We start from the raw sequence: 13,760 nt of genomic DNA, 5'->3' as shown, positions 1-13,760 counted from the left end.
GTGAAACGTTCCTTACTTGTCGAGGGAGTCGAGAGAAGGGCCGAGGATCCAGCTGGCGATCTCTCGGATCGCGCCGTCGCCACCGGGGACGGTGGTGACCGCGCGTGCGGCGCCGCGCACGACGTCATGGGCGCTCGCGACCGCCACGGGCCAGCCCACGAGGGCGAAGCACGGGAGGTCGTTGACGTCGTTGCCGACGTAGAGCACGCGCTCAGGCGCGATGCCCTGCTCCTCGCACCACTGCTTCAGTGCGAGGTCTTTCCGGTCGATGCCGTGCAGGACCGGGATCTTGAGCTTCCGGGCCCGTGCGGCGACGACCGGGTTCTGTTCCGTGGACAGGATCAGCATCGTCAGTCCGCTGTTGCGGAGGGCGGCGATACCGAGTCCGTCCCCGCGGTGCACGGAGACGAACTCCCGTCCGTCGGAGTCGATCAGCACCCTGTCGTCGGTCTGGGTGCCGTCGAAGTCGAGGACGACCGCGTCGATGTCGGCGGCGGTCGGGAGGGCGCCGGGACGGTTCGCGTCGAAGAGCGGCGCGAGGGCCCTGGCGCGGGCGAGGTCGTGCGGGTCGTCGATCTCCAGGACGCGGGCCGGGTCGGTGCGCACGAGTTCGGTGCGGCCGAAGAAACGGTGCTTCGCGACGCGGAAGCCGGCCGCCTCCATGGCGTAGACGGCACCGGTCTCCAGGAGGTCCTGGGGGCGGTCCTGCCGGCGCGGGCGGAAGGACTTGTCGTGGTTGACGCCGTAGCCGCCACTGGTGCCGGTGTCCGTGACCAGGGTGTCGGTGCCGCCCGCGACCGCGGCACGCCCGGCGTCGGCCGCCACCGGGACGGCGGGCTCGTCGTCCCCGTCACGCCAGACGAAGCCGTGGAAGGGGGCCACGGTCAGCGCCGTGTCCGCGTCGTTCGCGAGGATCGCGTCGACGACGCCGTCCACGTCCTCGCGGATGATGAACGGGCTGGTGCACTGGACGAGCAGCACCACGTCGACCGGGGAGCCGTGCAGCGCCTCGTGCGCGTCCATGGCGTGCAGGACGGCGGCCTCGGAGGTGGCGGTGTCACCGGCGATGGCGGCGGGACGCAGTACGACCTCGGCGCCGGCCTGGCGGGCGGCGGCCGCGATGGCCTGGTCGTCGGTGGAGACGACGACGTCCGTCACCAGGCGGGCGGCGCGGCACTCGCGCACCGCGCGGGCCACCAGCGGTATGCCGCCGACCGGGAGGAGGTTCTTCGCGGGGACGCCCTTGGAGCCGCCGCGCGCGGGGATCACCGCGAGCACGCGGCGCACCGGCGTCGGCCGGCCCGCTTCCGAGTTGGTCATGCGCTGTTCTCCTTGACGAGGAAGGCTGGAGGGATCGGCGGCGGTCACAGCTCTCCCATCCGCCGGATCACCGGAGCCACGCGCTGCACTCCGTGGCGGTAGGCACCGCGGGCGGCCCGGCGCACGATCTGCCGTACGGGGCTGGGCTCCTTGTCGGCCGTGGGGGCGCCGGGCAGCGGGCTGCCGTCCGGGGCCAGGTGGTGGCGGGCGAGGATCCCGGGGAGGTAGCCGGGTGCGGTGACCGGTGTGTAGTAAGGGGCCAGAGGCGGCAGCCCGGGGCCCGCGAGCAGTTCGGCGATGCGGGTGCGCGCCTCGTCGAAGGCCGTCTCGTACGAACCTCCCCCGGCGGAGGGGTCCCCGGCGGCCACGCCCTGCCGGGCCACCCACGCCGGATCGGGCGCCGGCTGGTGTCCGGCGTCGAGCTGGTCCCAGGAGGCGAGGCAGCCGGAGCCCACGAAGTGGTGGTTGCCGAGCGACTCGCGCACCCCGAGGTCGCTGAGGACGACGGTGGGGATACGGCGGTGCAGGGACTCCAGGGCCGCCGTGGAGCTGACGGTCACCAGCAGGTCGGTGCGGTCGAGCACCTCGCCCATGTGTCCGTACACCAGCCGGAAGTTGGCGGGCAGATCGGTCTTCTGCGCCAGCTTCTGGTAGGGCAGCTCCTCGATGTGCGTGGTGTGCTCGCCCGGCTTGGAGCGCAGCTTCAGCAGCACCTCGCGGTCGGGGTGCAGGCGGGCGTGGGCGATCAGCCGGTCCAGCAGGTACGTACGGTCCTTGCGGCTCTCCGGTACGGAGGGCTGGGCGGCGAAGACGACCGTGTACGGGTCGTTCTTGCGGTAGGCGGCCCCGCCGAGGAAGGGCAGCGCCACCTCCGTCACGGACGAGGCGTCGGCGCCCACTCCCTCGTACACGTCCCGGAAGCGGTCCGCGTCCTGGCGGGAGTTGGCGAGGACCAGGTCCGCGCCGTGCCGCAGCAGCAGGCCGTCGGCGAGCTTCTCGTAGACGACACCGACGTAGCCGGTGACGACCACGGGCCGCTCCTCGCGCCCGTCCCACAGGTGGGCCAGACCGTGCAGGACCGCCTGGACGGCACCCCCGACGAGGGCGAGGACCAGGACGTCGTAGCGCTCCCGCTCCATGGCGCGCAGGAATTCGACGGCGGTCACCTCACGGAGGGAATCCGCGCGGACGCCGACCTCTTCGAGCTGGCGGGCGGTGGGGGTGGCACGGCCACGCAGGAGATAGCCGTCGAGGCGGAGGTCCGAATCCTGAATGTCCGTATTGGACGTTTCAGTCGGCGATATGCGGTTCGCGGTGAGCGAACCCCACTTCCACCGTGTGTCGGAATCCGCGAGAACGGCGACCCGCAGGGACTTCCTGGTACTTGCTGGCACGTCCAAGACGCTAGGAAGCCATTCCGAGTAACGGCCCAACCTGAATGCAACAAACGGTTAACAGCACATCGACGAATGGCGAATCAAGCCGCGAACCATCGAGAAATCAGCCTGGTTCACGGCTTCGCCACGCGTCGTTCACCTGACATCTCACCAACGGCCAAGACGAATGCCGGACCGCCCCCTAACGTCACGTGGGTGGTCAAGCTCTCCGTCATCGTGCCGTTCTACAACGTGCAGCAATACGCACCCGACACCCTGAAGAGCCTGCGTGCGAACGTGCGCGAGGACTTCGAATTCATTCTCGTCGACGACTGTTCGAGCGACGAGACACCGGAGATTCTCGCGCGCGCGGAGCGCGAGCTCCCCGGCGCGGTGCATGTCAGACATGAGAAGAACGGAGGGCTGGCGACCGCGCGCAACACGGGCATCGACGCGGCGCGCGGCGAATACCTCACGTTCCTCGACGGGGACGACTGGCTCGCCCCCGGCTACTACGAGCAACTCGTCACCGCCATCGAAGACCTGGGCTGCGATTTCGTCCGTACGGACCATGTCCAGTGCACCGCGCGGGCCCGCACCATCCACCGGGTCCCGCACGGCCGCCGGGGCGTCGTGATGAACCCCCGGGACGCCATACTGCCCTCCGACCGGTCCACCTCCGTCGACTACGCGTACGCCTGGGCGGGCATCTACCACCGCCGCCTGGCCGACCGCGGACTGCTGCACTTCACCCACGGACTGCGCACGGCCGAGGACCGTCCGTGGATCTGGAAACTGCACCGCGAGGCGGAGTCCTTCGCCGCGGTGAGCCTGCTCGGCGTGTTCTACCGACGTGGTGTCGCCTCCTCCCTCACCCAGATCGGGGACGTGCGCCAGCTGGACTTCATCCGCGCCTTCGACCAGGTCGTGGCGGAGACCGCCGAGGACCCCGACGCGTCGAGACTGCTGCCCAAAGCCGTGCGCACGTACTGCGCGATTATTTCCCACCACCTGGGATCCATGGAAAGGTTCGAGCCGCCCGTGGCGCGGAAACTGAAGTCGATGAGTGCGGCGGCACTGCAGCGCATGCCTCAGGACGTGCTCGACGAGGCACTCGATTCGATGGACGTCCAGCGGGCCACCCGGCTGCGCCGGCTGCGCCGCCGTCCCACCGCGGGCGCAGGGGTGGCAGCGTGACGACCCAGATCTTCATGGCGTCCACGCTGTACGGGACCGCGACGCTCGCCGCGGCCCTGGACGCCGACTGCTTCGGCCCCGCCGACCGGCGCATCCTGCTCGTCTCCAACAACGCGGCGACGCCCGAGACGACACCCGCAGTGGACGAGATGCCCGGCTTCGGCCGGCTGCGCGGCCGCTTCGACGACGTGCTGTCGTGGAACGAGACGATCACGCCGTTCCACCCCGGCGGCTGGGCCCCGCGCCTCGACGACACGCCCCTGTGGGAGCGGCATCTGCGGCTGGCCTGGAACCTCGGCGACGACGACATCGAGCTGGCCGTCGAGTCGATCCAGGTCAACCCCGCTCTCGGCCTCGCCCAGATCTTCACCGGCGCGCCCGTCACCGTGTACGCGGACGGCCTGATGAGCTACGGCCCCACCCGCAACAAGATCGACCCGCTGGTCGGCACCCGGGTGACCCGCCTGCTCCACCTGGACCTGGTTCCCGGTCTGACGCCGCTGCTGCTGACCGAGTTCGGCGTCGAGCCGGAGATCGTGCCGACGGACGCGTTCTCGAAGGTGCTCGCCGAACTCGTCGACACCGGCGACGAACTGCCGTCGATCGACGAGCCCGCGCTGCTGCTCGGCCAGTACCTCTCCGCCCTCGGCATCCTCACCGCCGAACAGGAGGAGGACCTGCACGTACGGATGCTCAGGGGCGCCGTCGCGCTCGGCCACACCCGGGTCGTGTTCAAGCCCCACCCCACGGCGCCGGCCCGCTGGTCGCGCGTCCTGGAGAAGGAGGCGGGGAAGCTCGACGTCGAACTGACGGTGCTCGACACCCCCGTCCTCGCCGAGGTCTTGTACCAGCGCATGCGTCCGGCGCTCGTCGTCGGCTGCTTCTCCACCGCGCTGCTCACCGCGTCCGCGCTCTACGGCCTGCCCGTCGCCCGCATCGGCACCGACACGCTGCTGGACCGTCTGGTGCCGTACGAGAACAGCAACCGCGTCCCGGTCACGATCGTGGACGCCCTGCTGCCGGAGCTGACCGACAAGGCGGCGGTCGCCGCCCAGCGCGTGGGCATGACCACGGAGGCGCTGAGCGGGCTCGTACGGGCCGTGGGCTACGCGATGCAGCCGAAGATCCTGCCGGACCTGCGCCCGGCCGCAGAGCGCTACCTGACGCAGCACCTGAACACCCACACCTGGCGGTACTTCAAGCGCAAGCGCCTCACCTCGCTGGCGCTGCCCGGCGCGGTCCCGGCCCAGCTGGCCTTCCTGCCGCGCAACGCCACGGTCCGCCGTGTCGCGCGCCGGGCACGCAGCCTGCGCCGGGCCGTAGGACGCTGAGCGTCCCACCCAGAAATCCCCGCGGGCGTGGGGGCCGGTTCACGACAAACCGGCCCCCACGCCCGTTTCGCATTCTCCCGTCGGCGAGGTGATCCGGCCGTCGTCGACCGGTTCCACCCTGTCCCCCTTCGCCGGGCCGGCCCTTTATCGGGAATTGGGGGCGGCCGGGGAAATGGGGAACCGGAAGCGACGGGCGAGTGAACTCATGGCGTCCGTAGGGGGAATCGTCACTTGGACAATCGGATGCTTCCTCGAATCGGACTAGCGTGCTGCGTGTAACCCGTCAGCATGAAACGCCCGCGAAGAGGAATTCCGTGACCAACACCCCCCAGGACACGCGCGTGACGTCCGAGGGTCCGGCGATCCGCGCCGTCCTTCCGGCGCCCGACACCCGCCCGCCGTCGCGCGCGAAGCCCCGGGAGTCCCGTCTGCGCGCCCTGGACGGACTGCGGCTGATCGCCGCGCTGATGGTGGCGGCGTACCACTACGGGGGCCGTGACGGCGAGGTCACACAGGCCTGGGGCACTTCCCCCAGACACCAGTTCCCCAGCCTGCACTCGTACTTCGCGTACGGCTGCCTCGGCGTCCAGATCTTCTTCGTGATCAGCGGCTTCGTGATCTGCATGAGCGGCTGGGGCCGGCCGCTCCGGTCGTTCTTCGCGTCCCGCGCGTCACGGCTGCTGCCCGCCTACTGGGCAGCGGTGATCATCGTGACGGCCGTGTTCGCGCTGCCGGTGGTCGCGTACAAGACCGTCGGGCCGAGCGATGCCCTGCTGAACCTGACGATGCTCCAGCAGCCGCTGGGTGTGGACCGGGTGCTGGGAGTCTGCTGGACGCTGTGGGCGGAGGTCCGGTTCTACGCGCTCTTCGCGCTCTGCATCGTCCTGCCGGGCGCCAACCGTCAGCGCGTCATCCTCTTCTGCGCGGGCTGGACGCTGGCGGCGGCGATCGCCCAGACGGCGAACGAACCGCTCCTGAACGCCGTCCTGATGCCGGAGTACGCCCCGTACTTCATCGGCGGAGTCGGCCTCTACCTCCTGCACCGCAACCGGCGTGACGCGTACGCCTGGGGCATCGTGGGCGTGAGCTGGCTGATCGGCCAGCACTACGCGGTGGACCGCCTGTGGCACGCGCCGAACCCGGAGTTCTTCTCCTACCGCAGCTCGTACGGCATCATCCTGGTCGTCACCCTCGGCTACGTCGCCGTCGGCGCGATCGCCCTGGGCTACCTGAACTGGGCGAACTGGCGCTGGCTCACGGTCGCGGGCGCCCTGACGTACCCCTTCTACCTGGTCCACGAGCACCTGGGCTGGGTCGTCATCAAGGCCTACCACCGCACCCTGCACATCCCGTCGTACGGCGCCCTGCCGCTGACCGTCGCGACGATGCTGCTGCTGGCCTGGCTCCTCAACCGCTACGTGGAGAACCGGCTCACACCGAAGCTGCGCGCGGCGCTGGCGAAACCGCGGGCGTAGGGACCCTTCCGGCGGGCGGGGACGGTCCCCGCCGGACCCCTCCCACCGGTGCTGGTGCCGCTCCCGGTTCCGCCCCGTTCGGTCGGGGCGGGTCGAGTCCGGTCGGGTCGGGGTGAAGGTCGGACCCGGCCCGGCCGGGGCGGAGGCACCGGCCGGGGCGCCCGACCCGCACGCCCGCCGGGCATCACGGCACGGCCCTCAGGCGCTGGCGAGCGTGAGCTTGACCGCGAAGCCGAGGAAGAGGGCGCCCGCGGCGGTCGTGGCGCCCGCGGACAGCCGCCTGCGGCGCCGGAAGGCCTCCGCGAGTCTCGTCCCGCTGAAGATCAGCGCGGTGAGGTACAGGAAGCTCGCGAGCTGGGCGAAGGCGCCGAGGACCACGAAGGACAGGGCCGGATAGGCGTATCCCGGGTCCACGAACTGCACGAAGAAGGCGACGAAGAACAGGATCGCCTTGGGGTTGAACAGGCTGATGACCAGCGCCCGCCGGTACGGCCGTTCCTCGGCCGCCGACTGCTCGGGGAGCTTCTCCTCGACCCGCTCCCGCCGCGTCCGCCACATCGTCCACGCGGACCGGAGCATGCCGAACGCCAGCCACGTCAGATACCCGGCCCCGGCGTACTTCACGATCCCGAACAGCACGGCGTTGCCCTGCAACAGCGAGGCGACACCGGCCGCCGACAGCGTCATCAGCACCGTGTCCCCGCACCACACGCCCGCGGCGGCCTTGTACCCGGTGCGCACGCCCCGCCGGGCGGCGACGGACAGCACGTAGAGCGAGTTCGGTCCGGGGAGCAGAACGATCAGGACAAGGCCCGCCAGATAGGTGGGGAGGTCGATGACACCAAGCATGAAGAGGAGTGTCGCACGGGGGTACGACACCCCGCGTGCCCGTCTCGCGGTTCAGCCACCGTCGCGTGCACGAGGGTGTCTCAGAAGGCATCCGTCGGCACGTAGGTCCCCCACACCTCGCGCAACGCGTCGCACACCTCGCCGACCGTGGCGCGGGCGCGCAGGGCGTCCTTCATCGGGTAGAGGACGTTGGCCGTGCCCTCGGCCGCCTTCTTCAGGTCGGCGAGGGCCGCCTCGACCGCCGCCCCGTCGCGTTCGGCGCGCAGCCCGGCGAGGCGTGCGGCCTGCTGGGCCTCGATGGCCGGGTCGACCCGGAGCGGCTCGTACGGCTCCTCCTCGTCGAGCTGGAAGCGGTTGACGCCGACCACGACCCGCTCGCCGGAGTCGGTCTCCTGCGCGATGCGGTACGCGCTGCGCTCGATCTCGCCCTTCTGGAAGCCGTGCTCGATGGCGCTGACCGCGCCGCCCATCTCCTCGACCCTCGTCATGAGGTCGACGGCGGCCGTCTCGACGTCGTCGGTCATCCTCTCGATGACGTACGAGCCCGCGAAGGGGTCGACGGTCGCCGTGACGTCCGTCTCGTAGGCCAGCACCTGCTGGGTCCGCAGGGCCAGACGCGCCGACTTGTCGGTGGGCAGCGCGATCGCCTCGTCGAAGGAGTTGGTGTGCAGCGACTGGGTGCCGCCGAGGACCGCGCCCAGCCCCTGGACGGCTACGCGCACCAGGTTCACCTCCGGCTGCTGGGCCGTCAGCTGCACGCCCGCGGTCTGCGTGTGGAAGCGCAGCATCAGTGACTTGGGGTTCCTCGCGCCGAACTCCTCGCGCATCACGCGGGCCCAGATGCGGCGCGCGGCACGGAATTTGGCGACCTCCTCCAGGATCGTCGTACGGGCGACGAAGAAGAAGGACAGGCGGGGAGCGAAGTCGTCGACGTCCATGCCCGCCGCCACCGCCGTGCGGACGTACTCGATGCCGTCCGCGAGGGTGAACGCGATCTCCTGTGCGGGGGACGCGCCCGCCTCGGCCATGTGGTAGCCGGAGATCGAGATGGTGTTCCACTTCGGGATCTCGGTCCGGCAGTACTTGAAGATGTCCGCGATCAGACGAAGCGAGGGCTTGGGCGGGAAGATGTACGTGCCGCGCGCGATGTACTCCTTCAGCACGTCGTTCTGGATCGTGCCGGTCAACCGGGAGGCCGGGACCCCCTGTTCCTCGCCGACCAGCTGGTACATGAGCAGCAGCAGCGCCGCGGGGGCGTTGATCGTCATCGAGGTGGAGACCTGGTCCAGCGGGATGCCGTCGAACAGGATCCGCATGTCCTCCACCGAGTCGATCGCGACGCCGACCTTGCCGACCTCGCCGTGCGCGATGGCGGCGTCCGAGTCGTGGCCCATCTGGGTGGGCAGGTCGAAGGCGACCGAGAGGCCCATCGTGCCGTTCGCGATCAGCTGCTTGTACCGCGCGTTCGACTCCACCGCCGTGCCGAAGCCGGCGTACTGGCGCATCGTCCAGGGACGGCCGGTGTACATCGACGGGTACACCCCCCGGGTGAAGGGGTAGGCGCCGGGATCGCCCAGCTTCTCCGCCGGGTCCCAGTCCTTCAGGACCTCCGGTCCGTAGACCGCTTCGATGGGCAGTCCGGACTCCGACTCGCGCGACATCGCTGTGCCTCCCGCTGGGTTACTCACTGGTAGGTCCGACCCTCGCGACGGACTGTAGCGGTGGCCGTGCGCCCGGTGGAGGGACCCTGGCTGGGACCTTGCTCACAGACCGGTGCGCGTATCCGTTCCCCTCTCTTGGCGCACACCTCCGCTCTCCACCATGCCGCGCGGTTCACGACCGGTCACGCGCGGGGAACATCCTCAGGGTGTCTCCCAGGGGTATACCTGGCACATCGGCGTGCGGTGGACGGGTGAGACGACGGGGGTTCGAATGCGCACCACGGGCAGGGGAAGATCACTGGCCGCTCTGCTGGCGCTCATCGCGGTGAGCGGCTGCCGGGCTCAGGCCGTCGACGCGCACGGGACGCGGGCGCCGGCGAGGGCGACGACCGGCACGACGAACGGCTCGGCGGCCGCGTCGGACGACGCCAAGCCGAGCGCGGGGAGCGCCGTGCCGGGTGCCGCGTCCCGGGAGCCCGGCCCGACCGCTTCCATGACACCGTCCCCCAAGGTGCTGTGGTCCCGCGGCGACCGTGGCCGGGACGTCCGCGAGGTCCAGGCCCGGCTGCGCCAGCTCGCCTGGCTCTTCGAGGGCCCGACGGGGACGTACGACTTCGCGACGGTCACCGCCGTACGCGGCTTCCAGGGCAAGCGGGGGCTCGCGCGCACCGGCGAGCTGGACGCCGTGACCTGGCAGCGGCTGCTGTCGATGACGCACGAGCCGGCCCGGTGGGAGCTGTACGCGTTCGGGGGCCGGCCCGCGGCGCCGCCCGACCCGCGCTGCATGACCGGCCGGGTGCTGTGCGTCAGCAAGACGAGCCGCACCCTGCGCTGGATGGTCGACGGAAGGACCGTCTCGGTGATGGACGTGCGGTTCGGCGCGCAGTACACCCCGACCCGCGAGGGCGTGTTCAGCGTGAACTTCAAGTCCCGCTACCACGTGTCGACGATCTACCACACGTCCATGCCGTACGCGATGTTCTTCAGCGGCGGCCAGGCGGTCCACTACTCCGCCGACTTCGCGGCCCGCGGCTACGCGGGCGCCTCGCACGGCTGCGTCAACGTACGGGAAGAGGGGAAGATCGCGGCGCTGTTCGCGCAGGTCCGCACGGGGGACAAGGTCGTCGTGTACTGGTGACGGCGGGTGCGGGGCGCTCAGTGTGTGCGGGGCGCGGGCGGGACCGGGGGAACGTGTCCCGCCCGCGCCGGTGTGCACCGAGCCTGGGTACGGGGGGAACCCCGGCTCGGTGCGACGGCCGATGACCAGTCGGCTCACCCAGTACTGCGTCGACGCGGCCGAAAACGTCACACCAGCGCGGGAAAAAGTTCAACGAAACACGAAACCGCAGCCCAGAGCGTGTGAGCGAAGGGGCCTCGCGGGCCCCGTGACCGACGGCGGCACCCGGAGTATGGCCGGGAACCGATGGCCGGGAAGCTGCTCAGACCGCCGAGCGACGCGGCAACGCGGCGTCCGTCCGCGCGGCGTCCCGAAAGGCCGAGGACAGCGCCGACTCGAGCGGCGGCTGCGGTGCCAGGGCAGACGGCGAGGCCGGGGGGAAGACCCCGCTGTGATGGTGTCCGTTGTCGCCCGGGACCATGTGGCCGCCGTCGTCGCCCCCCTTGCCGCCGCCCGAACCGTGCCCGGAATCGTGCCCGGGACCGGAGCCGCCCTGCCCGTCACCCTGACCGCCCCGGTCGTCCCGGCCCTCGCCGGAACCGGCTCCCGTCCAGCCCAGGACACGCTTGCAGAACGTCTTCACCCGGCCACCGCCGCCCGCCGCGTCCGTCAGGACGCGTCTGCGGCCGGCCTCCAGGTTCTTGCCGCCCAGGACATCCCGGCACGACGAGCGCGTCCTGCTCCACCACTCTTGGGAGCGGCCCGGCCGGCCCGGCCCGGACGAGTGGGACTGTCCGCTCTCGGAGCCGCCGGCCAGCACGTCGTCCGAGGAGCCGGAACCGGCCGGCCCGCTCACCGTGGCACCGGGCAGCGGTGTTTCGGAGCCGTCCGCCTGCGACTCCCCCGGCGACGGCGAGACCATCGGGTGCTGCGGTGTCTGGGCCGCGGAAACCGTGGCGGCCGGATGCGGCCTGTCGTCACTGAACGGAGTCGGCAGCACTCCGGTTCCGGCGGCGACGGCGACCCCGCCGATCATGCCGACGGCCAGCACGGCGGCCAGCCCGAAGCGCACCGGCCGACCCCACCGGGCCCGGTGACCGCCCGGACCCGGGCCGCCCAGACGGATCAGACCGGCGTCGGCGGAGTGCGCGGCCGCCCGCGGGTCCCGGCCCGCGGCGAGCTGCGCCGGGACTCCGTCGCGGCCGGCGCGGGCGGCCCGGAACGCGGCCAACGCGGCGGCCTCGCCGGGCAGTTCGGCCCCGTCCGGAGCGGGCTTTGCGACCAGCGAGGCGAGCACCTCGGTGAGCCGCTCCACGCGTTCCTTGGTGCCGGCGTCGACGGTCTCCAGCAGCTCGCCGCGCAGCAGACGCTCCGCGGCCTCGCGGTCCAGCCACCTGTAGTCCTCGTCGGCCATCACATGTCCTTCTGCGTCCGCGAACGCGTATGCGTCACACCGGCGGACGTCACCGCGCGTGTGCGCGACTCTCGTGGTGGGGGGACCGCGCCGAGCGCGACCGGGGATTCCGGATCGCCGCCGATCAGCTCCGCGAGCCGCTTCAGACCCCGGTGCGCCGCGGTGCGGACGGCTCCGGGCCGCTTGCCGAGGGTCTCGGCCGCGGACTTGGCGTCGAGGCCGACGACGACCCGCAGTACCACGGCCTCCGCCTGGTCCTGCGGGAGCTGGGCTATCAGCGAGAGGGTGCTGTCGGTGGCCAGCGCCTCGATGGCCTCGCCCGCGGTGTCCGACTCGGCGGCCTTGCCGGTCAGTTCGGTCTCGTCGCCGCCGATCGCGGGGCGGCGCCCGCGCATGCGTACGTGGTCGAGGGCGCGGTTACGGGCGATCCGGGCGGCCCATCCGCGGAAGCGGTCGGCGTCACCGCTGAACCTCTCCAGGTCACGGGCGATCTGCAGCCATGCCTCGGAGGTGACGTCCTCCGCGTCCGGGTCACCGACCAGCGTCCGTACGTATCCGAGCAGCCGTGGGTGCACCGCGCGGTACACAGTCCGGAACGCGGTCTCGTCCCCGTCCTGCGCCGCAAGCACCGCGGTGGTCAGCTCCGCGTCGTCCCCCAGCACCCGCGCGCCCCTCTTTGCGCCTGAACCGGCGCCGCTCTCGCGGACCGGGCTCTCGCCGTTGTGGTTGCCTGCTCCTCCGCGCACCGGCGCGAATGGCACGTTACGGCCTGAAACAGCTCCCCGTCCACGTCCGTACAACTTGCAACTATGTCGTGACGGAGCGAGGTGTGACACAAAACGCAGTCGCGGCGCTGTAGAGAGTACGGGCCGCCGCGCGGCCCGTGCCGCGCGACGGCCGGGGCCTCTCCTGTGGGGGGTGGCGGCCCCGGCCGTTGCCATCGGCTCTCCGGACGGGCGTCCTCGAGCCGCCGACACCGCCTCTCGCGGAACGCGCCCGGCAACGCCGCGGACCAGGCCAGAGCCGCTCCCTCGCTCCTACTCCTTCTTCCCTGACTCCTCCGGCTCCTCCGGCTCCGCCTCGGTGTCCGGGTCCCGGCCGGTCCGGTCGTCCGTCCAGTCGTCCCGGCGCCGGGTCCGCGCGCCGTGCGCCCCCCTCTCCCGCGCGGCCCGGTACGCGGCGACGGCCCGCCCCTCCGCATCGGGATCGACGGGAGCGGTCCGCACGGCGGCGAGCAGCATGTCGAGGGAGAGGCCGAAGGCGAGGCCGGGGAAGCGATCGGTGTCCGCGCGCCGTTCACCCATGTACCCGCCCGCCTCTCACCGACCGCTCCTGGCGTTCATCCCGAATCCCCCGGCGTCCGGCGGCCTCGGGGCGTCACATCACCCGTCGCGCCGTCGTCCGCGCCCCCGTCCGTGGCGTCGTCCGTGGCGTTGTCCGTCCCGTCGGCGCCGATCTGCTGGGCCAGTCGCCTCAGGCCGCGATGGGCCGCGGTGCGCACCGCCCCCGGGCGCTTGCCGAGGACGCGTGCGGCGGCGGGCCCGTCCAGGCCGACGACCACGCGCAGCAGTACGGCCTCGGCCTGGTCTCGGGGCAGCCGCGCGACCAGTTCCAGGGCACGCTCGGTGCCGAGGGTCTCCAGCGCCTGGTCGTGGGTGCTGTGGTGGCCGGGCAGTTCCAGGGCCTCGTTCTCGAGCGGGGTGGCCCTGGGGCGTACTTTCTGGCGCCGCAGATGGTCGAGCGCGCGGTGCCGGGCGATGGTCGCGGTCCAGCCTCGGAACCCGGCGCCGTCCCCCCGGAACCGTCCGAGGTCACGGGCGATCTCCAGCCACGCGTCGGACGCCACGTCCTCGGCGTCGTCCCCGACGATCCCGCGCAGATAGCCGAGCAGCCCCGGCTGCACCATCCGGTAGGCGACCGCGAAGGCGACCTCGTCCCCCTCCTGCGCCCGCGCCACGGCCGCACCGAGCTCACCGTCGTACACCTGTACGCGGCGGGGTTCCCCTCCCTGGCCCAACAC

At 71.7% G+C, this 13,760-nt stretch carries 12 protein-coding genes; 4 read left to right on the top strand and 8 right to left on the bottom strand.

Features of this window, described 5'->3' with window-relative positions:
* Positions 1–12: 12 nt before the first annotated feature.
* Positions 13–1,320 (bottom strand): cytidylyltransferase domain-containing protein, encoded by a 1,308-nt coding sequence (locus tag ACFVTC_RS28140; protein WP_390131298.1) that lies wholly within the window; start codon positions 1,318–1,320, stop codon positions 13–15.
* A 44-nt stretch (positions 1,321–1,364) separates the two neighbouring features.
* Positions 1,365–2,714 carry a DUF6716 putative glycosyltransferase gene (locus tag ACFVTC_RS28135; RefSeq protein ID WP_390131297.1) on the bottom strand — a complete coding sequence of 450 codons (1,350 nt, stop codon included), beginning with the start codon at positions 2,712–2,714 and terminating at the stop codon, positions 1,365–1,367.
* A 198-nt stretch (positions 2,715–2,912) separates the two neighbouring features.
* Between ACFVTC_RS28135 and ACFVTC_RS28130 the strand changes: the two genes are divergently transcribed.
* The 3 genes from ACFVTC_RS28130 (at position 2,913) to ACFVTC_RS28120 (ending at position 6,699) form a co-directional block, all read left to right on the top strand.
* On the top strand, positions 2,913–3,893 hold the full coding sequence (locus ACFVTC_RS28130) for a glycosyltransferase family 2 protein (RefSeq protein ID WP_390131296.1): 981 nt from the start codon (positions 2,913–2,915) through the stop codon (positions 3,891–3,893).
* Positions 3,890–5,224, top strand: a complete 1,335-nt coding sequence (locus tag ACFVTC_RS28125) for a polysialyltransferase family glycosyltransferase (protein WP_390131295.1) — start codon at positions 3,890–3,892, stop codon at positions 5,222–5,224. Before ACFVTC_RS28130 ends, ACFVTC_RS28125 begins: the two co-directional genes overlap by 4 nt.
* Before the next feature lie 314 nt (positions 5,225–5,538).
* The gene (locus ACFVTC_RS28120) at positions 5,539–6,699 is read left to right on the top strand and encodes an acyltransferase family protein (RefSeq protein WP_390131294.1); all 1,161 of its coding nucleotides are present in this window, start codon (positions 5,539–5,541) and stop codon (positions 6,697–6,699) included.
* A gap of 198 nt (positions 6,700–6,897) precedes the next feature.
* Here ACFVTC_RS28120 and leuE read toward each other — a convergent pair whose 3' ends face one another.
* Positions 6,898–7,548, bottom strand: coding sequence for a leucine efflux protein LeuE (gene leuE / locus ACFVTC_RS28115; RefSeq protein WP_390131293.1), 651 nt, complete (start codon positions 7,546–7,548; stop codon positions 6,898–6,900).
* Positions 7,549–7,628: 80 nt separating this feature from the next.
* Positions 7,629–9,209 carry a methylmalonyl-CoA mutase gene (locus ACFVTC_RS28110; RefSeq protein WP_390131292.1) on the bottom strand — a complete coding sequence of 527 codons (1,581 nt, stop codon included), beginning with the start codon at positions 9,207–9,209 and terminating at the stop codon, positions 7,629–7,631.
* A gap of 271 nt (positions 9,210–9,480) precedes the next feature.
* Here ACFVTC_RS28110 and ACFVTC_RS28105 point away from each other — a divergent pair, with 271 nt between their 5' ends.
* Positions 9,481–10,347, top strand: a complete 867-nt coding sequence (locus tag ACFVTC_RS28105; protein ID WP_390131291.1) for a L,D-transpeptidase family protein — start codon at positions 9,481–9,483, stop codon at positions 10,345–10,347.
* 301 nt (positions 10,348–10,648) lie between these two features.
* Here the strand turns inward: ACFVTC_RS28105 and ACFVTC_RS28100 are convergent, their stop codons facing one another.
* From ACFVTC_RS28100 to ACFVTC_RS28085, 4 genes are all read right to left on the bottom strand, one after another.
* Entirely contained in the window at positions 10,649–11,740 is a 1,092-nt protein-coding gene (locus tag ACFVTC_RS28100; protein WP_390131290.1) for a hypothetical protein, read from the bottom strand.
* Positions 11,740–12,402 carry an RNA polymerase sigma factor gene (locus ACFVTC_RS28095; RefSeq protein WP_390131347.1) on the bottom strand — a complete coding sequence of 221 codons (663 nt, stop codon included), beginning with the start codon at positions 12,400–12,402 and terminating at the stop codon, positions 11,740–11,742. The genes ACFVTC_RS28100 and ACFVTC_RS28095 overlap by 1 nt, the downstream gene beginning before the upstream one ends.
* A gap of 375 nt (positions 12,403–12,777) precedes the next feature.
* On the bottom strand, positions 12,778–13,044 hold the full coding sequence (locus ACFVTC_RS28090) for a hypothetical protein (RefSeq protein ID WP_390131289.1): 267 nt from the start codon (positions 13,042–13,044) through the stop codon (positions 12,778–12,780).
* Positions 13,045–13,079: 35 nt separating this feature from the next.
* A complete protein-coding gene (locus ACFVTC_RS28085; RefSeq protein WP_390131346.1) occupies positions 13,080–13,757 on the bottom strand; it encodes an RNA polymerase sigma factor in 678 nt (225 codons plus the stop codon).
* Between the last annotated feature and the right edge of the window lie 3 nt (positions 13,758–13,760).

Source organism: Streptomyces sp. NPDC057950 (genome assembly GCF_042887295.1).
GTDB lineage: Bacteria > Actinomycetota > Actinomycetes > Streptomycetales > Streptomycetaceae > Streptomyces > Streptomyces kaempferi.
Note: the sequence above shows the minus strand (reverse complement) of the source record. Positions and strands in the feature narration are given on the sequence as shown.

What these genes read in the sequence shown, in the direction of transcription:
- ACFVTC_RS28140 (WP_390131298.1), bottom strand. Translation starts at nt 1,320, where the DNA reads ATGACCAACTCGGAAGCGGGCCGGCCGACGCCGGTGCGCCGCGTGCTC.
- leuE (WP_390131293.1), bottom strand. Translation starts at nt 7,548, where the DNA reads ATGCTTGGTGTCATCGACCTCCCCACCTATCTGGCGGGCCTTGTCCTG.
- ACFVTC_RS28110 (WP_390131292.1), bottom strand. Translation starts at nt 9,209, where the DNA reads ATGTCGCGCGAGTCGGAGTCCGGACTGCCCATCGAAGCGGTCTACGGA.
- ACFVTC_RS28105 (WP_390131291.1), top strand. Translation starts at nt 9,481, where the DNA reads ATGCGCACCACGGGCAGGGGAAGATCACTGGCCGCTCTGCTGGCGCTC.
- ACFVTC_RS28100 (WP_390131290.1), bottom strand. Translation starts at nt 11,740, where the DNA reads ATGGCCGACGAGGACTACAGGTGGCTGGACCGCGAGGCCGCGGAGCGT.
- ACFVTC_RS28090 (WP_390131289.1), bottom strand. Translation starts at nt 13,044, where the DNA reads ATGGGTGAACGGCGCGCGGACACCGATCGCTTCCCCGGCCTCGCCTTC.